At 70.9% G+C, this 21479-nt stretch carries 17 protein-coding genes; 9 read left to right on the top strand and 8 right to left on the bottom strand.

The window, feature by feature from the left end:
* Positions 1–45 precede the first annotated feature (45 nt).
* Complete coding sequence (locus tag ACZ43N_RS07410; protein ID WP_468095686.1) at positions 46–372, bottom strand: nuclear transport factor 2 family protein; 327 nt, start codon at positions 370–372, stop codon at positions 46–48.
* Positions 373–590: 218 nt separating this feature from the next.
* On the opposite strand from ACZ43N_RS07410, the gene ACZ43N_RS07405 reads away from it, so the two are divergent.
* The 6 genes from ACZ43N_RS07405 (at position 591) to ACZ43N_RS07380 (ending at position 6457) form a co-directional block, all read left to right on the top strand.
* The gene (locus ACZ43N_RS07405; RefSeq protein WP_468095685.1) at positions 591–1136 is read left to right on the top strand and encodes a DoxX family membrane protein; all 546 of its coding nucleotides are present in this window, start codon (positions 591–593) and stop codon (positions 1134–1136) included.
* Between the two features lie 36 nt (positions 1137–1172).
* Complete coding sequence (locus tag ACZ43N_RS07400) at positions 1173–1517, top strand: MazG-like family protein (protein WP_468095684.1); 345 nt, start codon at positions 1173–1175, stop codon at positions 1515–1517.
* Positions 1510–2043, top strand: coding sequence for a hypothetical protein (locus ACZ43N_RS07395; protein WP_468095682.1), 534 nt, complete (start codon positions 1510–1512; stop codon positions 2041–2043). The genes ACZ43N_RS07400 and ACZ43N_RS07395 overlap by 8 nt, the downstream gene beginning before the upstream one ends.
* A gap of 166 nt (positions 2044–2209) precedes the next feature.
* The gene (locus tag ACZ43N_RS07390) at positions 2210–4417 is read left to right on the top strand and encodes an MMPL family transporter (protein ID WP_468095680.1); all 2208 of its coding nucleotides are present in this window, start codon (positions 2210–2212) and stop codon (positions 4415–4417) included.
* A gap of 115 nt (positions 4418–4532) precedes the next feature.
* Positions 4533–5783 (top strand): sensor histidine kinase, encoded by a 1251-nt coding sequence (locus ACZ43N_RS07385; protein WP_468095679.1) that lies wholly within the window; start codon positions 4533–4535, stop codon positions 5781–5783.
* Entirely contained in the window at positions 5780–6457 is a 678-nt protein-coding gene (locus ACZ43N_RS07380) for a response regulator transcription factor (RefSeq protein ID WP_468095678.1), read from the top strand. Before ACZ43N_RS07385 ends, ACZ43N_RS07380 begins: the two co-directional genes overlap by 4 nt.
* 67 nt (positions 6458–6524) lie before the next feature.
* Here the strand turns inward: ACZ43N_RS07380 and ACZ43N_RS07375 are convergent, their stop codons facing one another.
* Both ACZ43N_RS07375 and ACZ43N_RS07370 read right to left on the bottom strand, forming a co-directional pair.
* A complete protein-coding gene (locus ACZ43N_RS07375; RefSeq protein WP_468095677.1) occupies positions 6525–7973 on the bottom strand; it encodes a family 43 glycosylhydrolase in 1449 nt (482 codons plus the stop codon).
* A gap of 87 nt (positions 7974–8060) precedes the next feature.
* Positions 8061–9563: a family 43 glycosylhydrolase gene (locus tag ACZ43N_RS07370; RefSeq protein ID WP_468095676.1), complete on the bottom strand. Its 1503-nt coding sequence runs from the start codon at positions 9561–9563 to the stop codon at positions 8061–8063.
* A 235-nt stretch (positions 9564–9798) separates the two neighbouring features.
* Between ACZ43N_RS07370 and ACZ43N_RS07365 the strand changes: the two genes are divergently transcribed.
* Positions 9799–10656 carry an LLM class F420-dependent oxidoreductase gene (locus tag ACZ43N_RS07365; protein ID WP_468095674.1) on the top strand — a complete coding sequence of 286 codons (858 nt, stop codon included), beginning with the start codon at positions 9799–9801 and terminating at the stop codon, positions 10654–10656.
* 70 nt (positions 10657–10726) lie between these two features.
* Here the strand turns inward: ACZ43N_RS07365 and ACZ43N_RS07360 are convergent, their stop codons facing one another.
* The 5 genes from ACZ43N_RS07360 to ACZ43N_RS07340 all read right to left on the bottom strand — a co-directional run bounded on the left by ACZ43N_RS07360 (position 10727) and on the right by ACZ43N_RS07340 (position 18504).
* On the bottom strand, positions 10727–11278 hold the full coding sequence (locus tag ACZ43N_RS07360) for an arsenate reductase/protein-tyrosine-phosphatase family protein (RefSeq protein WP_468095673.1): 552 nt from the start codon (positions 11276–11278) through the stop codon (positions 10727–10729).
* A complete protein-coding gene (locus tag ACZ43N_RS07355) occupies positions 11275–12747 on the bottom strand; it encodes a tyrosine-protein kinase domain-containing protein (RefSeq protein WP_468095671.1) in 1473 nt (490 codons plus the stop codon). Before ACZ43N_RS07355 ends, ACZ43N_RS07360 begins: the two co-directional genes overlap by 4 nt.
* Positions 12748–13116: 369 nt before the next feature.
* Positions 13117–14406 (bottom strand): glycosyltransferase family 4 protein, encoded by a 1290-nt coding sequence (locus ACZ43N_RS07350; RefSeq protein WP_468095670.1) that lies wholly within the window; start codon positions 14404–14406, stop codon positions 13117–13119.
* 148 nt (positions 14407–14554) lie between these two features.
* The gene (locus ACZ43N_RS07345) at positions 14555–15730 is read right to left on the bottom strand and encodes a glycosyltransferase family 4 protein (protein ID WP_468095669.1); all 1176 of its coding nucleotides are present in this window, start codon (positions 15728–15730) and stop codon (positions 14555–14557) included.
* 41 nt (positions 15731–15771) lie between these two features.
* Entirely contained in the window at positions 15772–18504 is a 2733-nt protein-coding gene (locus ACZ43N_RS07340; protein WP_468095668.1) for an O-antigen ligase family protein, read from the bottom strand.
* A gap of 340 nt (positions 18505–18844) precedes the next feature.
* On the opposite strand from ACZ43N_RS07340, the gene ACZ43N_RS07335 reads away from it, so the two are divergent.
* Together ACZ43N_RS07335 and ACZ43N_RS07330 are read left to right on the top strand one after the other, a co-directional pair.
* A complete protein-coding gene (locus ACZ43N_RS07335; RefSeq protein WP_468095667.1) occupies positions 18845–20152 on the top strand; it encodes a glycosyltransferase family 4 protein in 1308 nt (435 codons plus the stop codon).
* Entirely contained in the window at positions 20149–20766 is a 618-nt protein-coding gene (locus ACZ43N_RS07330; protein WP_468095665.1) for an acetyltransferase, read from the top strand. The genes ACZ43N_RS07335 and ACZ43N_RS07330 overlap by 4 nt, the downstream gene beginning before the upstream one ends.
* Positions 20767–21479 lie beyond the last annotated feature (713 nt).

Below are 21479 nucleotides of genomic sequence, written 5' to 3'. Positions count from 1 at the left end.
CCCTTTCGGTGAAGGAGTCCCGGGGCCGGCCGTACGGCTGCGGGGTCAGGCCTGGCCCGTCTCGAAGTGGGAGATCCTGCCGTCCTCCGACATCGTGAACCGCCAGGCGGTGCGCATCTCGCCCCAGGTGTCGTTGCGGTAGTCGGCGACCAGGGAGCGGCCGCCGTCGGACTCGCGGTGGACCTCGATGTGGCCGTGGGAGGAGAAGATCTCCCGGTCGGTCCAGTCCGCGAGGTCCCGGACGGAGCCGTCGTCCGACATGGTCGCGTCGTCGGCGAGGAGGGCCATGAAGGCGTCGCGGTCGTGTGCGTTCACGGCGTTGACGAAGGCGCGGACGGTCGGGTCACTGAGTCGGGCGGGTGCGATCGTCATGCCGGTCAGCCTCACACCGGCGGAACGCGCCCGCCACCGGAGGCGGGCGGTGGGGTGGGTGTGGCGGCGCGGAGCCCTCCCGCAGGGTCCGGAACCGCCCGCACGATCCGGCACCACTCGAACGGCCGCGCGGGCGGCTCCGATACGTGTCATCGGTGCGACGGTGGATACGCGGGAGGGAAAACGTTCGACCGTCGCCGTCCGATCCAGGAGTCACCATGACCACATTCGACCGACGTGATCTGGGCCTGCTGCTCCTCCGCCTGGGCGCGGGCGGGGTCCTCGCCGCACACGGGACGCAGAAGCTGTTCGGCTGGTTCGGCGGGCACGGCATCGAGGGGACCGGCGCCTTCATGGAGTCGGTGGGGTACGCGCCGGGCAAGGCGAGCGCCACCGCCTCGGGACTGGCCGAGACGGGCGGTGGCGCGCTCCTCGCCCTCGGCCTCGCGACCCCCGCCGCCGGTGCCGCCGCGGCCGGTGCGATGGCGGGCGCGGCCGCGGTCCACACCCCCAACGGCTTCTTCAACGCGAGCGGCGGCTACGAGTACGCCGCGACCCTGGGCCTCGCCGCCGCCGGACTCGCGATCGCCGGGCCCGGCAGGCTCTCCCTCGACCACGCGTTCCACCATGTCGTCGACCGGGGCTGGATGGTGCCGTCGGCGCTCGCCTTCACGGCCGCCACCACGGCGCTGGTGATCGGCGCGCGGACCAAGCGGCTGCGCCGGCAGAAGGAGGGCGAGCAGGAGCCGTTGTTCGAGGAGTGATCCCTCCGCTCGGCACGGGCGTGGCAAGCTGCGCCCATGAACGAGCGGAGCGACGCCCCCGACGATCTCTGGCAGTCCCTGGAACAGGTCCACTCCTGGCTGGAGTCGAACCGCGTGCACGACGGCGGTGAGCTGTTGCTGCTGCGGCTGCTGAAGCTTCAGGAGGAGGTCGGCGAGGTCGCCCAGGCCGTCATCGGCGCCACCGGGTCCAACCCGCGCAAGGGCACCACCCACACCTGGGACGACGTGCGGTCCGAGCTGTGCGACGTGGTCATCACGGCGCTGGTGGCGCTGCGTACCCTCACCCCGGACGCCCGCGAGGTCTTCGCCGCTCATCTGACCGGGGTCAGGGATCGCTCCACGGGCGCCCGCCGTGGCTGACAACGCGTTCTGGATCGCCGCCCTCACCGCCGGTACCGCGGTCGTCGCGAGCTGGGTGACGAGCCGGGGGACGGCGCGGGCCGCGCGGATCCAGGCGGACACCACCACGGGCGCGCAGCGGGTGGAGCGGCTCAGGGAGGCGCGGCGGGCGGCGTACGCGGACTTCATCGAGCAGGCACAGCGGCTGAGCGACGTGCACTGGAAGGTGTCCGACGTCGTTCGCGGCGCCGAGGGCGGGCTCGGGCCCGGACAGGTCGAGGAGCTGCGGGCGTTGCGGGACCGGCAGCGGGAGGAGTACGCCGCGCTGCGGCACCGCACGTGGATCGTCTCGCTGGAGGGCCCGGAGAAGGTCGCCGACCTCGCCAACGCCGTACGGCGGTCGACGAACCCGTTCCACAAGGCGATCGAGGCGATGATCGAGGGCGACACGGAGGCGGCCACCCGCTTCGACGCCTGTTACCGGCCGTTCTGGCAGGCCGTGAAGGACTTCATCAAGGCGTCGCGCGACATCCTGCACGCCATGTGAGGGGTGCCGCGGGCACCGTACGGTCATACCGGGGGCTGACTTGGCGGTCGGGTCGTACTGCGTTTCGAGTAGCCGGGATTGTCGGCAGCCGCACGACGACCCGGAGGGCCTCGCAGGGGGAGTCTGTGCGGGTATCCCAGACATCTGACGTGGAGACCTGCGCCCCATGGCAACCTTCCTCTATCGGCTGGGCCGGCTGGCCTTCCGTAAACGCTGGTACGTCACCCTCGTGTGGGTGGCGGTCCTCGGTGCCGTCGGTCTCGGCGCCCTCAAGGCCCCGGGAGCCTCCGACGAGGAGTTCTCCATGCCGGGCATCGAGTCCCAGAAGGCGTTCGACCTGATGGAGGAGCGCTTCCCCGGCCTGACGGCGGACGGCGCCACCGCCCGGGTGGTGTTCGTCGCGCCGGGCGGTGAGAAGGTCACAGCCACCGAGAACAAGAACGCCATCGAGGAGACCGTGGCCGACCTGGCCGACGGCTCGCAGGTCGCGAACGCCGTCGACCCGTTCCGGGCGCGGGCAGTCAGCCAGGACGGGTCCACGGCGTACGCGACCGTGACCTACAAGGCCGGCGCCAACGAACTCTCCGATGCCAGCAGGACCCACCTGGAAAGCGCCCTCCACCGGGCCCAGGAGGCCGGGCTGACCGTCGAGGCGGGCGGCGACGCGGTCGCCGAGCAGGGCGGCGCGGGCGGTACGGCCGAGGTGATCGGTGTCGCCATCGCCGCCGTCGTCCTGCTGGTCACCTTCGGGTCGCTCGCCGCGGCCGGTCTGCCGCTGCTGACCGCGCTGGTCGGCGTCGGCGTCAGCATGGCCACCATCCTCACCCTGTCCGACGCGCTGGGACTGTCCACCACGACCGGCACCCTCGCGATGATGCTGGGCCTCGCGGTCGGCATCGACTACGCCCTGTTCGTCGTCTCCCGCTACCGCGAGGAACGCGGTAAGGGCCGTACCCCCGAGGAGGCGACCGCCCTCGCCACCGGCACCGCCGGATCGGCGGTCGTGTTCGCCGGGCTCACCGTCGTCATCGCGCTGGCCGGACTGGCCGTGGTCGGCATCCCGATGCTGACGAAGATGGGGCTGGCCGCCGCCGGAGCGGTCGTCGTCGCCGTGCTGATCGCGCTCACCCTGGTTCCGGCCCTCCTCGGGTTCTGGCCGAACGCGGTGCTGGCCCGCAAGGCCCGCAGGAGCGGCCGGCCGGCGGAGAGCGGCGACAACGGCGGCACCCGCTGGTCCCGGTTCGTGCTGCGCCGGCCCGTGCCCGTCCTGCTCCTCGGCGTCATGGCTCTCGGCGCGCTCGCCGTACCGATGACCGACCTCCAGCTGGGCATGCCCGGCGACGAGGCCAAGCCGACCTCCACCACCGAGCGCCGGGCCTACGACGCGCTCGCCGAGGGCTTCGGGCCCGGCTTCAACGGGCCGCTGACGATCGTCGTGGACGCCCGTGGCGCCGACGACGCCACGGGCGCCGCCGAGACGGTCGCCAAGGACATCGGCGCCACCAAGGGCATCGTGTCCGTCTCCCCCGCGCGCTTCAACGAGGCCGGCGACACCGCCGTCTTCTCCGCCGTGCCCGCCACCGCGCCGACCGACGAGAAGACCAAGGAGCTGGTGACGGTCATCCGGGACGAGCGACCCGGCATCGAGTCGGAGACGGGCGCCACCTACGAGGTCACCGGCACCACCGCGCTGAACATCGACATCTCCGAGAAGGTGCAGTCGGCGCTGGTCCCCTATCTGCTGGTCGTGGTCGGTCTCGCCGTCCTGCTGCTGCTCGTCGTCTTCCGCTCCCTGCTCGTCCCCGTCAAGGCAGCGGTCGGCTTCCTGCTGTCGGTGCTCGCCTCGCTCGGCGTCGTCGTCCTGGTCTTCCAGCAGGGCCACGGCGCGGAACTGCTGGGCGTGGAGCAGACCGGTCCGATCATGAGCCTGATGCCGATCTTCCTGGTGGGCATCGTCTTCGGTCTGGCCATGGACTACGAGGTGTTCCTCGTCGCCCGGATGCGCGAGGCGTACGTCCACGGCGACCGGCCCGACGAGGCGGTCACCAGCGGATTCCGGCACAGCGCCCGGGTGGTCGTGGCCGCCGCTCTGATCATGATCGCGGTGTTCGCCGGGTTCATCGGCGAGAGCGAATCCATGATCAAGATGATCGGCTTCGGCCTGGCCTCGGCGGTGCTGTTCGACGCGTTCGTCGTCCGGATGGCGATCGTGCCCGCCGTGCTCGCGCTGCTCGGCGACAAGGCCTGGTGGCTGCCGAAGTGGCTCGACCGCGCGCTGCCCCGCGTCGACGTGGAGGGTGAGGCGCTCAGCCGCCGGCCCGAGGCGGAGCCCGGCCCGGCGGAGCCCGTCGAACCCGCGGCGGCCCGCGTCTGACCCCACCGCATCACCCTCCAGCGGGGCCGTCCGTGGCGAAGGCCACGGACGGCCCCGGGGCGTGCGCATCCGATGTCGACCACCATGGTTCCCAGTCCCACCGACCGGAGTCCCGATGAGCATCAGCCTGGACCGGCGCTACGCCGACCGCCTGGAGGAGTTCTCCGCGAGCCATCCCTTCCTCATCGATCTGATGATGGCCGCGACGCTGATGGCCTGCGCGACCCTCGGCAGCGCGCTCACCCTGCCCGGAGCCGATCCGCCGGACCAGGACAACGTCGGCGTCGCCCTGATGGGCCTCTCCTGCCTCGCCCTGCTCAGGCACCGCGCCCACCCGCGCACCGCGCTGGTCATCACGGCGCTGTGCACGATCGTCGCGGTCTCCCTGGGCTATCTGGTCACCCCGCTGCTGCTGGCACCGGTCATGGGGGGCCTGTACTGGCTGTCCACCCAGACCGACCGGAACACCACCCGCGTCTACGGCCTCACCACCATCGCGGCGACGACACTCGCGGCGGTGTTCGCCGACTCCATGGACCACCTCTCCCTGCTGATCAGGACGGTCGGCCCCGTCTTCTGGCTGCTGCTGCCCCTCGCCACCGGCAAGGCCACCCAGGTGCGGCGCGCCTATCTGAAGTCGGTGCAGGCCCGCGCCGAGCACGCCGAGCGCACCCGGGAGGAGGAGGCCCGCCTGCGGGTCGCGGAGGAGCGGATGCGCATCGCCCGCGATCTGCACGACGTGGTCGCCCATCATCTGGCCCTCGCCAACGCCCAGGCGGGCACCGCCGCGCATCTCACCCGCGTCGATCCCGGGCAGGCCCACCGGATCCTCACCGACCTGACCGCCACCACGTCGTCGGCGCTGCGCGAGCTGAAGGCCACCGTCGGTGTGCTGCGCCAGCCCGACGACCCCGAGGCGCCCCTCGCCCCCACCCCCGGCCTGCACCAGCTTCCCGACCTGGTCGCCGCGTGCGAGTCCGCCGGTCTCACCGTCACCGTGACCGCGGAGGGCCCTCCGGGGCCGCTCGACCCGGGCGTGGACCTGACCGCGTACCGGATCGTGCAGGAGGCCCTCACCAACGTCAGCAAGCACGCCGCCGCGGACGCGGCACGGATCCGCCTCGCCTACCAGGAGTCCCGCCTGACGATCACGGTCACCGACGACGGCGGCGGTGGCGCTCCCCGGTCCGGTGTGTTCGACAACTGCCGCGGCTTCGGCCTCATCGGCATGCGCGAGCGCGCGCAGTCCGTCGGCGGAGCCCTGAGCGCCGGTCACCGGCCCGAAGGCGGCTTCGAGGTCACCACCGACCTTCCGCTGCGCCCCCGCACCCGCACCCCACAGCTCGAAGGGGAACCGACCCCATGACCATTCGCGTCCTGCTCGCCGACGACCAGGCCCTGCTGCGGGCCACCTTCCGCATCCTCATCGACTCCTGCCCGGACCTGGAGGTCGTCGGCGAGGCCACCGACGGCCGGGAGGCGGTCGACCTCGTCCACGTCCACCGCCCCGACGTGGTCCTCATGGACATCCGGATGCCCGGCACCGACGGGCTCACCGCCACGGCCGTGATCTGCGCCGACGAGGAACTCTCCGACACCCGCGTACTGATCCTCACCACCTTCGAGATAGACGAGTACGTGGCCCAGGCGCTGCGCGCCGGCGCGAGCGGCTTCCTCGGCAAGGACGTCACCGCCGACGCCCTCCTCGACGGCATCCGCACGGTCGCCGCCGGGGACTCCCTGCTCTCCCCCACCGCCACCCGCACCCTGATCACCCGCTTCCTCACCGCGCCCGCCCCGGGTACCCGGCTGACCGCCCCCGAGCAGCTCGCCACCCTCACCACCCGTGAACGGGAGGTGATGTCCCTGGCGGCGGAGGGCCTGTCCAATGACGAGATCGCCGAGAAGCTCTATGTCAGCCCCCTGACCGTGCGCACCCACATCCACCGCGCCATGACGAAACTGGGCGCCCGCGACCGGGCCCAGCTGGTGGTGATGGCGTACCAGTCGGGTCTGGTGCAGATCGTGCCGCCGGAATGAGCGGTGCACCGCACCCGGTGAGGGCACGGTGCACCGACGCTGCTGGGTTCCGCGGACTCCCGCTCGTCTACTCCTTGTAGAAGGTGGCGTCCTGCCGGTCGAGGGTCGTGCTGACCGGCTGGGTGTAGAGCAGGTTGTTGTAGTGCCGGATGTAGCGGCCGGGGAAGTTGTACGACTCGTACGACACCCCGGCCGCGCTGTCGGCGAGACCGGCCCGCTGGTGGAAGGAGGCGTCGGCGTCGAACAGAGCCGTGCCGTCGTCCTTCTCCACCCACAGCTCGTTGTTCTTGTGGCGGAGGTAGTAGCCGGGGAAGTTCGCCGACTCCAGGGAGACCGTGCCGCTGCCCGTCAGACCGGTGACGATCCGGAACTGCGAGTCGGCGAGGTTGGTGACGTTGCCCTCCAGCTTCGCGCGGTACTCCCAGTGCCGGATGAACCTGTCCGGGTAGTTGTACGAGGAGAAACGGACCGGGGTCGCCCCGTCGGCGACGGGGATGCCGAAGTTGGGCGTGCCGTCCGCGTTCCAGTACAGCTTCTGGTAGCGGGTGCGGCGGTTGGGGTCGTTGAGCGGGTCGCCGCTGATGTCCTTGTAGTCGCGGTCGTGGTAGACGAGGATGTCGGACTTGCCGTCCTCGGACACCGTGAAGGTGTTGTGGCCGGGGCCGTACTGGCCGGTCCTGTCGTTGCTCTTGAAGACCGGGGTGGCGGTCTTCGCCCAGGAGGCCGGGTTCATCAGGTCGGCGGTGGCGTCGGCGGTCAGCAGGCCGAGGCAGTAGTTGGCGTCGGTGGCGCTGGCCGAGTAGGCCATGAACACCTTGCCGTTCTTCTGGAGTACGGCCGGACCCTCGTTGACGCGGTGGCCGACGGTCTCCCAGGAGTACTCGGGCTTGGAGATCATCACCGGGCTGCCGCTGATGGTCCAGGGGTTGGACATCTTCGCCAGGTACAGGTTGGTGCCGCTGCCGACCGCCGGGTCGTTCTGCGCCCAGCTGAGGTAGCGGGTGCCGTTGTGGGTGAAGGTGGTGGCGTCCAGCGAGAAGGTGTCCAGGGGCAGGCTGATGCGGCCCTTCTCGGTCCAGGTGCCGGTGATCGGGTTGGCGGAGCTGGACTCCAGGACGTACGGGCGGATCTTCCAGATGTCGTTGGAGGCGCCGGCCGCGAAGTACACGTACCACTTGCCGTCGATGAAGTGGATCTCCGGGGCCCAGATGTGGGCGCCCATCTCACCGGTGGCGTGCTTGGTCCAGATGGTCGTCTCCGGGGCCGTGGCGAGGCCCTGGAGGGTGGTGGCCCGACGCATCACGATCTTGTCGTAGGCGGGGACGGTGGCCGTGAAGTAGTAGTAGCCGTCGGTGTGCTTGAAGATGTGCGGGTCGGCGCGCTGGAGCGCGATCGGGTTGGTGAAGGTCACGGCGGGGGACGCGGGCGCGGCGGCCTGGGCGGGCGTGGTCACGCCGGTGAGGACGGCGAGCGCCGCCGCTGCGGCCACCACGGCCCGTCTGAGGAGTCGTCTCATGTTGTGCGGCCCTTCGGGGTTCGGGTGTGCGGGTGGATCGGATCCACGGGAGGCCGGGCGTCCGCGGACGCCGGAGCCGTCCGTCGGTCAGGCGGTCGTGGGGACGAGCCGCCACTGCTGGCAGTTGTTGTTCAGCCAGGACCACTGGCGTACGTCGGTGCCGTTGGCGGTGCCGCAGTCGGCGACGTCCATCACCTTGCCGGTGGAGGCGTTGACGATCCGGACGTGGTCGCCGCCGAGGTAGACCATGCGGAACTTCTGGCAGTTGTTGTTCAGCCAGGACCACTGGCGGATGTCGGTGCCGTCGGCGCTCGCGCACTCGGCGACGTCGGCGACCTTGCCGGTGGCGACGTTCACCGGGCGGCTGGTGTCGTCGGCACGGTCCTCGATACGCCACTTCTGGTTGGCCCCGCCGTTGCAGGTCCACTGGAAGATGTTGGTGCCGTCGGCCGTGCTGCCGCCGTTGACGTCCAGGCACTTGCCGCTGTTGCGGTTGACGATCGTGTACGCGTTCGGGGTCGTCGCCGTCTCACCGGAGGGGCCGGCGAGGGTCGCGCCGAGGGCGACGGGGGTGCCGAAGTTCGGGGTGCCGTCCGCGTTCCAGGTGAACTTCTGCGCCCGGGTCGTGCGCCCGTTGTCGCAGCCGTCGCTCGCGGCGTCGTTGGCGTGGTAGACGATCCAGTTCTCGGTGCCGTCGGGCGAGGTGAAGAACCCGTTGTGGCCGGGCGCGTAGACCCCGCCGGCGTCGCTCCGCTGGAACACGGGGGTCTGCTTCTTGGTCCAGGAGGAGGCGAGCAGCGGGTCGGAACCGGTGAGTTCGAGCTGGCCGAGCTTGTAGTCGGGGCCCCAGCAGGCACTGGCCGAGTAGATGAGGAAGGTGCGCCCGTTGCGGTAGAGCGGCTCGGGCCCTTCGTTGACCTCGCCGCTCTGCGTCTCCCAGCTGAGGGTCGGGCTGGAGATCACGGTGAAGGCGGTGCTTGCGAGCGTGTACGGGTTGCTGAGCGGCGCGATGACGAGGCTCTGCTTGCTGCCGCCCACCGAGCCGCTGCCGACCAGGTACAGCTTGTTGTTGTACTTGAGCACGCTGGCGTCGATCAGCCAGCCGTTGGGGTTGAGATTGGACCCGGAGAGCTGGTTCTTGTAGGTGTACGGCCCCATCGGGTCGGAGCCCGCGCTCTCCAGGACGTGGGTGCGCTGGTCGTCGCAGCAGGCGGAGCCGCGCGGCCCGGCGGAGTAGTAGAGGTACCACTTGCCGTCGAAGAAGTGGATCTCCGGCGCCCACATGTTCCAGTTGCGTGTGGAGGTGCTGTCCGACCACACCTGCACACTGGGCGCGGTGCTCAGCCCGGCCAGCGTGGGCGACTTCCGCATGGTCAGTTCACCGGTGAACGAGGTGGTCACCAGGTAGTAGTTGCCGTTGTAGTACTCCAGCCAGGGGTCGGCGCCCTTCTGCGACTTGACCGGGTTGCTGAACGGCTTGCCGTCCGCCGCGACGGCGGTGCCCGCGGGCTGGACGGCGAGGAGCGACGCGAAGAGAGCCAGCAGCGCGGCCCCACATGTCACCCAGTGGCGGACTCGTATGCGGAACACGGCAAGTGCCTTCCGGGAGCGACTCAGATGGGGGAATGTTCGATATCACGAACACTGTGCGTAACTTCGGCCAGAAGGTAAAGGTGAGGCGGGAGGGGCGTCAATGGATCGGACACGTTTTCTGTCCCGGACGTCACCGGCGCATGACGGCGAAGGTGCCGGGCCGGTGGTTTTGAACCGATTTATTGGGCATGACAGCGGAATACACCACCGGCAGCGCCCGGTTGGCGACTGCATGGTGAAAGAGAACACAGGACGCTACGGCATCTGGAGCATCGGCCTGCGGACGGAGGACCCCGCCCGCCGCAGCGAACTCATGGAAGCGGCAGCCGAGTTGGAGGAACTGGGCTTCGGCACGGTATGGCTGGGCGGCAGCACGACCGTACGCCACGCCGTACCACTGATCGAGGCGACCTCCCGGCTCAACGTCGCCACCGGCATCCAGAGCATCTGGCAGTACGAGGCCCCCGACACCGCGGCGGAGTACGCCGGTCTGGAAGCCGCCCACCCCGGCCGCTTCCTGCTCGGTCTCGGTGTGAGCCACGCGAAGCTCGCCGACCAGTACCGGCGCCCGTATTCGGCGATGGTCGCCTACCTGGACGCCCTGGACGCGGCAGGCGTCCCCGCCGAGCGCCGGATCCTCGCCGCCCTCGGCCCGAAGATGCTGCGCCTCTCCCGTGACCGGGCGGCCGGCTCGCACCCGTACCTGGTGACCCCCGAGCACACCGCCGAGGCCCGCGAGACCCTGGGCGACGGGCCGCTCCTCGCCCCCGAGCTGAAGGTGATCATGGAGACCGACCCGGCCCGCGCCCGTAGGATCGCCCGCGACCATCTCTCCTTCTACCTGGGCCTGCCCAACTACACGAACACGTTCCTCCGCCTCGGCTTCACCGAGAACGACCTCACGGACGGCGGCAGCGACCGGCTGATCGACGCGGTGTACGCATGGGGCGACGAGGACCGGGTCCGGCGGCGGGTGGACGAGTTCCACGCGGCGGGGGCCGACCACGTGGCACTGCAGGTACTCGACGGCCGGGCGGGGGACGCGCTGCCGCGGGAGGAGTGGCGACGGCTGGCCGGGCTGCTGGGCTGACCGGACGACCGGGACGACGCGTGTACCCCGCCGAACGGACCCGGCCCGGTACAACCCCCCTTCTGGAGCGCTACCGGCGCGTCCCGCACAGCCGGATCAGCCTCCTCACCGCCCTGTCGATCTCCAGGGCACACTCGTAGAGCCCTTCACGGGGCCTGCCCCAGGGGTCCGGGATGTCGTCGTCGGCCGGCGGGACCGGGGAGGCGGCACCGCGGCGGGCGGCCGCCACCGCCACCACGGCCTCGAATCCACCCCGGGCATCCTCCCCAGCGCCTCCGCCGTCCGCGAGCCGCAGGAACTCCTTCAGGGTGAAGCAGCGCCGCAGCGCCGCCGGCGCGAGGCGCACAGCCGCCTCCCGGTGCTCGCGCGCCAGCCCGAGGACCAGCGGGGCACCCATCACGAGCTGTGAGGTGAGCGGGCGGGAGGCGAATCCGGAACCGTCACCGCCCAGCTCCTCCAGGACCGCCCGGGTGTTGTCCTCCATACGGGAACGGTGCCACGCCCCCGTGCCGGCGCTCTCCGGTCGCAGGGCCGAGTCCGGCGGCAGCCTCGCCGCCAGCAGTCGCTCGGCAAGCACCGAACGGTGCACGTTGCCCGTGCAGACGAACAGGATCCGCGTCATGTGCCGTCCGTGGGACGCGTCACCGCGCCGGCGGCCGTCCCCTCCTCCGTGGCCGACGTACGTGGAGCGGGCAGCTCGCCGCACTGCCCGTAGGGGCCGTAACTGCCGTAACTGCCGACCTTGGGGACCGGAGCCATACTGAACACGGTGCCGAGCACACGGACTCCCACCCGGTCCAGCGATTCCCTGGCGGTGCGCACATGGTCCCGGTTGGTCCTCGCGGCCCGTACGACCAGGAGCGCACCATGGGAAAGCGGAGCGAGCCCCAGCGTGTCGGCGACCGGCAACAGCGGCGCGGTGTCGACGACAACGACCTGGTACCTCCCCGCGAGTTCGCGCAGCACCTCTTCCATGCGTGCCGAGGCGAGCAGTTCCGCGGGGTTCGGTGGCACGGCACCGCTGGCGAGCACCGAGAGCCCCCCGGCGGCCTGCTGCATCACGTCGTCCACCCGGGCCTGCCCGATGAGCACCGTGGTCAGGCCCGCGTCCTGGACGAGGCCGAAGGACGACGCCACGTTCGGGTGGCGCAGATCGCCGTCCACGAGGCAGGTGGAGACGCCGCCCTCGGCGAGCGAGAGGGCGAGGTTGATCGCGGTGTTCGTCTTGCCCTCACCGGGCAGCGAGCTCGTCACCACGATGATCCGCGGCGGATCGTCGACCTGCGCGAACTGCAGGTTGGTGCGGAGTTTGCGGAACGCCTCGGCGCGCCTCGAGTTCCCGTCGGCACTGACGAGCGGCTGCTTCGGGGCGCTCTTGTCGTACGGGATGGTGCCGAGGCCGGGCAGAGCGAGGAACGCGCCCAGCGCCTCACTCGTCTTGAACGTGGTGTCGAGCGTCTCGCGCAGGGCGACCAGCCCCGCAGCGAGCAGCAGGCCCCCGGCCACACCCACGGCCAGGTTCAGCAGCGGGCGGGGCGACGTCGGAGAAGTGGGGGCGATCGCTTCCTGGGTGACGCCCAGTGAGACCGGGGAGACCGGTGCGGCGACCTGGCCCGCGTTGCCCTCCTCGGACGTCGCGGTGACCGACCGCTTCGGGGTCTCCAACTGCTCGACGACATAGCTGAACCGTTGTGCGACGGTGTTGGCGATGCGCGCCGCGCGCCGGGGCACGGTGTCCCGGACGGTGATGTCGATGAGCACGGTCTTGAGCGGAACCACGGCGGTGATCCGGGACGCCAGCTCCTCCGGGGTGGTGCGCAGCCCCAGCCGTTTCACCACGGGAGCGGTGACCTGGCGGGTCTTCACGATCTCGGCGTACGACTGCACACGCGCCTGCGAGAACGTCTGTCCCTGGTTCAGGTCGACGGTGTTCTCACCGGTGCGGGTGGCGACGAAGAGCTGTGTCCTCGCCTCGTAGACGGGGGTGCTCACGCTTGTCACGGCGAGCGCCGCCCCGACCGCGAGAACCAGACACACCACGACCGTCGGCCAGCGTCTGGCAAGAGCCTTCAGGAATCCTTGGAGATCCAAGCTGCACCCCTCACGGGACTGAGGGAACCACCCGAATTGAGGCTTTCTGTTCCCTATGGACGCAGTCGACCATAGGCACTCGGACTCTTCGAGCGAGGGAGCCACCCCCCGTGTCGACCCCTCGAACGACCCTTGCGACGCACACCGTGCGAGTCGGCGCTCCCCCAAGCAGGTGACTTCTTCCACCATCACGCCGGTCGGTCTCGTTGTCTTCTCTTCATTTCATGTATCCAGGTCATGGTGTCCACACATCGCATGGCAGCTTCCCGCCCGGGCCGGCGGCTCCGTTTCGAGGTCCGCCAACCACCCGAAGCCGCCGAGCCGTCGCCTTCCCGGAGCCCGGACGAGAACCGGCCGGGGCCCGCGGCGTCACTCGGTGACGGGGCCCGTGCGAGCGACGGCACCGCGACCGCCCCGGTCGGATGGTGGCTCCTCACCGTCCTCCGCATGGCCGCCCCGAGATGACGCCCACCCCGCGCGCACCACATCCCCGTAGAGCCGTTCGAGTTCCGCGACCTTCAGTGAGCCGCGCTCCGCCCGGTCGATCAGCTTCCGGTTGGACAGGCGATCAGTGTCGTCGAGCGGCCCCGCGTGTGAGAGGGCGTCGGCCAGCGAGCCGACCAGTGGATCGGGGAGCAGGTCTGCCAGCAGGCCCTCCCCCACCAGTTCCCGATAGGGCGCGATGTCGGAGAGCAGCAGCCGGCACCCGGCGGCGGCGGCCTCGAGCACCGATGAGCTTCGCTGGTCGGCCCGGGGAACGGAGATGGCCACATCGCTCGCGCGCATCAGGCCGAACATCTCGGCCTGACCGAGTGACTGGTCGATGACGGCGACCCGGTCGGCCAGGTCCCGCGCCCGGGAGCGCAAGAAGGCCAGATACTCCCGCTGGGCCCGTCTGGCGGCGGTGTGTGCCGGCTGGTGTCCCACCACGACCACGAGGAACAGGTCGGGCCGGACCCGTGCGGCCTGGGCGAACGCCGCGAGGATCTCATGGGTCCGGTAGACCTCCGCCGTGCTGCGGACCGACAGCACGGCCGTGGCGTCGGCCGGAACGCCGTACTGGGCGCGCGTCGCTCGGGGATCGGACTCGCCCCCGGCGTCCAGCAGCGCATCCGGTACCCCCCAGGAAAGGACCGTCGTCCGTGAGCGCGGGACCCGGTATCGGCTGACCACCAGCTCAGCCACCTCTCCGGAGGTCGGCACCACACGCGCGGCCCGCCGGAGCGCCAGCCGAGCGACCGACGCCCGGCCCGGATGCCGGTCCGCCGCACGCAGTTCGGAACCCCACGGAGTGACCACGAGCGGTGTCGCCGGCCGGGCCGGCAGCAGAAGGGACAGCGCCCCGTGCACGCCCAGCGAATGGACGTGGATGACATCCGGCCGGGCCCGGCGCACCTCGCGGCGCAGCCACTGTCCCGCGCGCATCACCCGCAACGGCACAGGTCCTCCCGCGGGTGCGGACGCGGCTCGCCAGCCGTCGGGACGCAGACCCGGCTCATGCCAACTGCACACGGTGACCTGATGCCCTCTCAGGGCCAGGTCGCCCGCCCAACGCCGGGTGTGCGCCGACGCGGCCGGAGCGAGCAGGACGATGCGCAGCGGCAGGGTCGGCGACTCACACCCGACGAGGCGTCGGGGGACCTCGTCATGATCGGACACGGCGCTCCTCACGGGTACCTGCCCGGCCGGCGGTCCGGCAGGTCGACTGACGGCGGCGTCGCCTCATCGAGGATGCTCTGCCGCCGCACATCGCGCGCCGCCTTCCCCGCCGTGCCGACCGGTGTCGTTGCGGCCCGCGTTCCGTGCTTCATGCCGGATTCTTGCGGCGGAGCTGCCTGCGGGGCCCCCGCGCAGCCAGTGCCTGGTGGTACAGCTCGTTCACCTGGCTCACTGTCCCGGTGATGTCGAACTGGCGGAGCGCGAGTTCACGGCCACGACTGGCCATGCGCAGACGCGCTGCGGGATCGGCGACCAGTGCAGTGACGGCATGAGCCAGTGCCGCCGGATCGGCGGGTGGAATCAGCAGGCCGGTGCGGCCGTGCTGAACGGTGTCCGGCAGGCCACCGACTTCGGTTGCCACCACGCCCTTACGCATGAGCAGCGCCTCCACCACGGCATAACAGGCCGACTCCTCCATAGACGGGTTCACCAGTACGTCCAGCCCGGCCATGACCGAGCGGATGTCGTACCGGAAGCCGGTGAACCGGATCCGGTCGGCGACTCCGAGCCTGGCGGCACGGCCTTCCAGTTCTCGCCGGTACTCCCCGTCACCGACCAGCTCGTCGCCGACGACAAAGAACGTGGCATTGGGGACCTGTCGCAGGATGAGAGGGACGGCGTCGATGAAGACTTCATGCCCCTTGACACCAACCTGGCGGAAGGCCCGCGACTTGCTGGGATACATGTAGGCGACCATGCCGATGGCCGGCGTGTCGTCGGTGAGTCCGAACTCCTGGCGGAACGGCTCCCGCGGGGTTGCCGGGTCGAACTGGTGCACGTCGCATCCGTAGTAGCTGACCGCGACCGACCGCGCCCCCATGGCCTGGTAGCGTCGCGCGATCGCCCGGCAGGATCCGATCACCAGATCGTCGCGGCGCAACGAAACGCGTTCCAGGATCCAGAAAGGCGCCATCCGCAGATGCACCACTCCCGGAACCTGCGACACGACCAGTGTGGGCCGGTAGGCAGCCGCCGCCACTCGGGCTGCGAGCTTCGCCGTGATCAAATGCGAATGGATGACATCCGGCTGGTATGCCCGGACAAACTTCATCAGCCGCCACTGCCCAGCCGTCAGCCCCGGCAGCTGTTTGATCCGGCGGGGCAGTCCGAACGGGATGATTTCCACCCGCACGCCGCGGACCTCACGCAGCCGGTCGGCAAGCGGGCCCTCTCGGGGCATCACCGCGCAGACCTCGTTGCCCAGCTCGGCAAGGCCCCGCACCTGGTCGTGGAACCAGCTTCCGCCGACCGCGGCGGAAGTCATCTGCAGGATCCGTAGCGGCTGTTTCCCGGTCACTGGCGTACTCATCGGACCACCGGTCCCCGTGCGTCGGTTGAAGCGGGTTTCGCGGCCAGGACGATCAGAATCAGACCGGCCAACAGGGGTGGGAGCATCAGGACCTCGCCGAAGAAGGAGCAGACCCCGGCGCCGACCAGGGCCATCAGCGCCGCCTCGCCTGCGGGGTCACCGGACCGGGCCGCGTACCACGCCCGGCGGACGCCGAACACGGCAAGCGCCCCGACGCCGACCGCGCCCACCAGGCCGGTCTGCGAGAGCACTGTCAGATAGGTGTTGTGCGCGAAACTCAGGAACGGGAACTGTAGAAGCATGACCTCGTAATCACCGGTCGCTTGGTAATAGGCGGGCAACTGGCTGGCGAAGTTCAGATATCCGACACCGAACACCGGGTGCGCGTCGAACATCCGTAGGGCGCTGGTCCAAAGGTCGAGCCGTACGGCGGAGTCGGCGTCCAGAGTGCTGCCGCCGAGCATCGAGCCGAAACGGGCCGCGATCGCGGCAGGCAGCAACGGCACCAGACAGGCCGCACCGACGCCCAGGGTCAGGAACCCACGCAGCGATCTGCGGAAGGCGAAGACCACGACCATGGCGATTCCCGCCAGATAGGCCGCGCGGCTCAGCGAGTAGGCGATCCCCAGGGCGAGCACGACGATCCCGGCGCCGGTCGCCAGCCGCGGCAGGCCCTCCCGGACAGCCGAATAGCGCGTGAGCAGAACAGCGACCGCCATCACGAACAGGGCGCCCACGGCGTTGTGGTTGGCCACCTCCTCCTGGGTCATGGCCAGAGCGGCGGCGATCTCAGGAGCCACATCGGTCCTCGTCGCGACGTCGGAGTCGACCTGAACGATCTGGATCACGGCGAGAACCACGCTGCCGCAGCAGAACACCACAAGCGCACGCTCGAGAGCCCTTCCAGGTTCGGCGACCAGCGGCAGCAGCAGTAGTGGCGCGCAACTCAGCAGCAGGTACTGCCAGGTTCCGGCGCTCGCCGGATCGGTGTCGCCCATCACGGCGCTGGCGAGCGCCATGTAACCGACCGTGCCGACGGTGATCAGGACGCCGATCAGCTTCGGCCGCGCGATGCCCCGGCCGGCGACGACGCGGCCCAGCAGGCAGACGAGCATGAGAACGACCAGCGCCCTCGGAGTGATCAGTGAAGCGCCGACGCTGGACTGCGACAACGGAATCGCGGCCGCGAGCACGTACAGGCCCGCGTTCGGAACCACTGCACAGGCCAACACGAGGAGGACGAACCCAGCGGCGCCGGCGACGCTCATGACGGAGCCATACGCCGCCGCGAGACAGCCGGCGCCGGCCACGGTCAGGAGCCCCACCGCGACCATGGGTGCTCTGCCGGTCAGGGCGGCCCGCACCTGCCTTGGATACACGCCCAGTCCGAGATGGCCGACCGTCTTGACCGACGGTAGCCCGACCGGCTGGGGTGTGGGGACGACCGCTGCCTTCTCGGCGGCGGGCTCGGCCAGTCGGCACCGCTGCGCGCGGGCGGCCAGCCGAGCCGCGCGGCCGACCAGTACCGCGAACACCAGGTATCCGGCCGAGTCAGCGGCGGCGGCACCGACCGCACCGTAATGGGGGGTCAGGGCGACGAGCAGGGCGATGGTCACCATCGCACCGCTCACAGTGGCCGCGGTCACCGACCGTAGGAGGCCTGCGGCCGCCAGGTACGGCTGGATCGAGCGGCCCGCGCAGAACAGCACGAGGCCGGGGAGCATCGCCCAGAGCACCGGCACGGCACCGGAGTACGGCCGCCCGTAGACCGCGGGGATCAGAAGTGGCGCGGCGGCCGCTGCTGCGGCGGCCGCCGCAGCGGCGGCAGTGAGCACGGTCCGCGCAATCCTGGCTGTCGCCCGGGCATCGACGGCACCAGACGTGACCGCAGGAAACATCACCAAACCGACCGCCGTCGACAACAGGAGCAGGGCCTCGGCCACGGGCAGCGCCACCGCGTACACGGCGACGGCCGTCGCGCCGGCGAACATGTGGATCAGCGGCACGTCCAAGCGCAGCAGCCCGTATTGGACGAGATTGGGCAGATAGGACCGGATGGCGAAGCCGCAGAAGGTGCGAGCGGACACCGGTTCACCGTCGGCATGGACGCGGGAGCCGGCTGCGACCAGCAACATCCCGGCGCAGATCAGCTGCCCCGCCAGCGCCGACAGGAAGCAGTTGATGGGGGTGAGCGCCCCTGCGGCGAGAAGGCCGCAGACTCCGACGAGGTAGCAGGCCGCGGGGACGGTGGTCACGAGGTTGAACGTCACCACCCGGCCACGGCCGATCTCGGCCATGCCGAGCAGTGTGGCGAGCAAGGCCACCGGGCACATCATGGCCACGACCACCGCAAGCCGGAACGGCAGGCCCAGCAGCACGACCGGCCAGAGATGCCCGAGCAGCAGCCATAGCCCCGCCAGGGCCGAACCGGAAAGCAGGGAGAACGCCACACTCCATCGCACGATCTGCCGGAACGCGGTGTGCGAGGTTCCGGCGAACCGGGCGTTGGCGTTGTCCACACCCAAAGCCGTGACAATGCCGAGCACGGCAGGTACCGACATCATGACCGCGAACGTCGCCCGGCCCTGCACTCCGAGATCCCGCGCCACGATGACGCCCGCCGCGAAGCTCATGGCCGCCGCCAGTAGTCGCGCGGCCAGCGTGCCTCCGATCGCCGCCGGGCTCACCCCCGGCAACCGGACACGGAGACTTTTCATGATCGCCTGCACCAGGGAACAGCCTCCGGAGTCGGGAGACGGGATGGGTGACGCCGCGTCGAGTGGCGGATCTCCTCGCCGCCCCGACAGGCACGCACAATGTAGCGGCACCGGTAACGGTACGTGTCCATTTGGGCACGTAAGGTAGTAGCGTTTCTCGGCGACGGGCCGGTCCGGCCTCCGAAACCGTCGGCGGCGGCCGAACTACCGTCGGCCGGCGGCCGCCAGGACCCTTCGGTGGGAGACAAGCCGCCGTAAGGATCACCGACGTACCGGCGCCACGGGCATACGACGAACCCACCGCTCAGCACGCCGTCGGCTACGGCGGGGCGGTCTCGGCGGAGGTGAGGACATGAGGATCTGGATCTTCAACCACTACGCGGCGCCACCGGACCGTGCCGCCGGCACCCGGCACTACGAGCTGGGCCGGGTCCTGGCGGCCGAGGGGCACGACGTCACCGTCTTCGCCAGCAGCTTCAGCCATTTCAGCCGGCGCGAGGAACGGCTCGCGCCCGGCGAGAAAGTGGCTGTCCGGACGATCGACGGCGTCCGCTTCCTCTGGGTCCGCACGCCGCCCTACCACGGCAACGGATACCGGCGTGTGGTGAACATGGCCCACTACGCGGCCCGGGTGCTCTCGACTCAGCGCCGACTGGACCGGCCGGATGTGATCGTCGGCTCATCGGTGCACCTGGCCGCGGTGTTCGCCGCCTGGCTGGCGGCCCGCGGCCGCCGTGCCCGCTTCGTCTTCGAGGTGCGCGATCTGTGGCCGCAGACGCTGATCGACATGGGTGCGCTGCGCGGGAACGGGCTGCCCGCGCGGCTGCTGCGGCTGGCCGAGTCCTTCTTCTACCGACGCGCGTCCGCTGTGGTCTGCCTTCTGCCCGGTGCCGCCGACTATGTGAAGGCCCGCGGCGTCCCGGCCGACAGGATTCACTACGTGCCCAACGGGATCGCCGACTTTCCGCGGCCGACCGAGCCGGGTCAGTCGGCAGGTTCGGACGTCACAAGCCCCGGGAACGAGGTCGCCGACCTGATCGAGCGGATCAGGCGCTTCCGCAAGGACGGTTATCTCACCGCCGGCTACATCGGCTCGCACGGACCGGCCAATGGGGTGGCGACCATCGTCGCGGCCGCGGCGGAACTGCGAGCCGCCGGCCATCCGCGGGTCGCTGTGGTGATGGTCGGCGACGGCGAGGAGAAGGCCGCGTGCCAACGGCTCGCGCGCGGGCACGACCTGGACAACGTGCTGTTCTGGTCACCAGTGCCGAAGCGGGCCGTACCGGCCGTGCTGGCCGAGCTGGATGTGACGCTGTTCTGCCTGCGCGATGTCGCGGTCTTCAAGTACGGCCTGAGCAGCAACAAGTTGTTCGACTACCTGGCTTCCGGCAAGCCGGTGCTGTTCGCGAGCAACGCGCCCGGCGGCCCGGTCCGAGAGTCCGGCGGCGGCGTGTGCGTGCCCGCCGAGTCACCGGCGGACATGGCTGCCGCGCTGGCCGGCCTGGCCGCGATGAGCGGGACGGAGCGGGAGCGGATGGGTGAGCGCGGGCGCCGCTGGGTCTACCGGCATCACGGCATGACCGCGCTGGCGGGCGCGTTTCTCACCGCGGTCTCGGAACCGGCGCGGAGCGAGGATCCGGTGGCGGAGGCGCGGCTGTGACGCTGCACATCGTGGGCGCGGGTGGCTTCGGCCGGGAGACGCTGGACGCGGTGCGGGCGACGGCCGCGGCACCGGAGGTGGTGTTCGTGGACGAGCACCCGGCAGCCACCACGGTGAACGGCTGTCCGGTGCTGCTGCCCGGGCAGTTGGCCGCGTCCGGCGGCCGGCCCGACGAGTTCGTGGTCGCGATCGCCGACGCCGACGTGCGCCGCAGGCTCGCCCGGGAGTTCGAGGATCGCGGCCTGCGGGCCGCGACGGTGATCGACCCGCGTGCGGTGGTCTCCCCCGGCGCCGGGATCGGACGGGGCTGCGTCGTGCTGGGCCAGGCGTTCATCTCCACCGGCACCGTCATCGGCGCTCATGTCCAGGTCAACTATCAGGCCAGCATCGGTCATGACACGGTGCTCGAGGATTTCGTGACGATCCTGCCGGGAGCCAACATCGCCGGCAACGTGACCCTCGGCGCCGGGTCGACGGTCGGCAGCAATGCCGCCGTGCTGCAGGGACGGCGGATCGGGCCGTCCGTCATGGTCGGCGCCGCCGCTCTGGTGACCCGCGATGTCGCCGCCGGCCGGCTGGTCGTCGGCGTCCCCGCCAGGGCCCGGGAGTCCTGACCGGCGGGCCGGTCAGGACTCCCGGACACCCGGCGCCGATCAGTTCCCCGGCGGACGCCCATGCCCGGCACGGGCGACCGGCGCGGACACGACGGCCCGCCCACGTCCGGCACGCCCACGTCCGGCACGGGCACAACAGCCCGCCCACGTCCCGCACGGGCACAACAGCCCGCCCACGTCCGGCACGGGCACAACAGCCCGCCCACGTCCCGCACGCCCACGTCCGGCACAGGCACAACAGCCCGCCCACGTCCCGCACGCCCACGTCCGGCACAGGCACAACAGCCCGCCCACGTCCCGCCCGCCCACGTCCGGCACAGGCACAACAGCCCGCCCACGTCCCGCCCGCCCACGTCCGGCACAGGCACAACAGCCCGCCCACGTCCGGCACGCCCACGTCCGGCACAGGCACAACAGCCCGCCCACGTCCGGCACGGGCACAACGGCACGCCCACGTCCGGCACAGGCACAACAGCCCGCCCACGTCCGGCACGGGCACAACGGCACGCCCACGTCCGGCACGGGCACAACGGCACGCCCACGTCCGGCGCGAGCACGCCGGCGCGAGCACGCCGGCACGGGCGAGCCGGGCAGCGCCGTGCCGCCCCTCACGTCCGGATCGCGGGCACCGCCCAGGCGTACCCGGAGGCGGTGCGGCCAGGCCCTCGGAGTGGTTCCGGCGCGGGGCGGCCAAGCCCCGTCGCCGGCACGTG

This window comes from Streptomyces sp. NPDC030814, assembly GCF_055572155.1.
The sequence above is the reverse complement of the archived record's forward strand: the minus strand, read 5'-3'. Positions and strand labels throughout refer to the sequence as shown.

Coding starts and splice junctions, on each gene's coding strand:
- ACZ43N_RS07380 (WP_468095678.1), top strand. CDS start 5,780: ATGACCATTCGCGTCCTGCTCGCCGACGACCAGGCCCTGCTGCGGGCC.
- ACZ43N_RS07385 (WP_468095679.1), top strand. CDS start 4,533: ATGAGCATCAGCCTGGACCGGCGCTACGCCGACCGCCTGGAGGAGTTC.
- ACZ43N_RS07360 (WP_468095673.1), bottom strand. CDS start 11,278: ATGACGCGGATCCTGTTCGTCTGCACGGGCAACGTGCACCGTTCGGTG.
- ACZ43N_RS07405 (WP_468095685.1), top strand. CDS start 591: ATGACCACATTCGACCGACGTGATCTGGGCCTGCTGCTCCTCCGCCTG.
- ACZ43N_RS07365 (WP_468095674.1), top strand. CDS start 9,799: ATGGTGAAAGAGAACACAGGACGCTACGGCATCTGGAGCATCGGCCTG.
- ACZ43N_RS07335 (WP_468095667.1), top strand. CDS start 18,845: ATGAGGATCTGGATCTTCAACCACTACGCGGCGCCACCGGACCGTGCC.
- ACZ43N_RS07345 (WP_468095669.1), bottom strand. CDS start 15,730: ATGACTTCCGCCGCGGTCGGCGGAAGCTGGTTCCACGACCAGGTGCGG.
- ACZ43N_RS07410 (WP_468095686.1), bottom strand. CDS start 372: ATGACGATCGCACCCGCCCGACTCAGTGACCCGACCGTCCGCGCCTTC.
- ACZ43N_RS07400 (WP_468095684.1), top strand. CDS start 1,173: ATGAACGAGCGGAGCGACGCCCCCGACGATCTCTGGCAGTCCCTGGAA.
- ACZ43N_RS07390 (WP_468095680.1), top strand. CDS start 2,210: ATGGCAACCTTCCTCTATCGGCTGGGCCGGCTGGCCTTCCGTAAACGC.
- ACZ43N_RS07375 (WP_468095677.1), bottom strand. CDS start 7,973: ATGAGACGACTCCTCAGACGGGCCGTGGTGGCCGCAGCGGCGGCGCTC.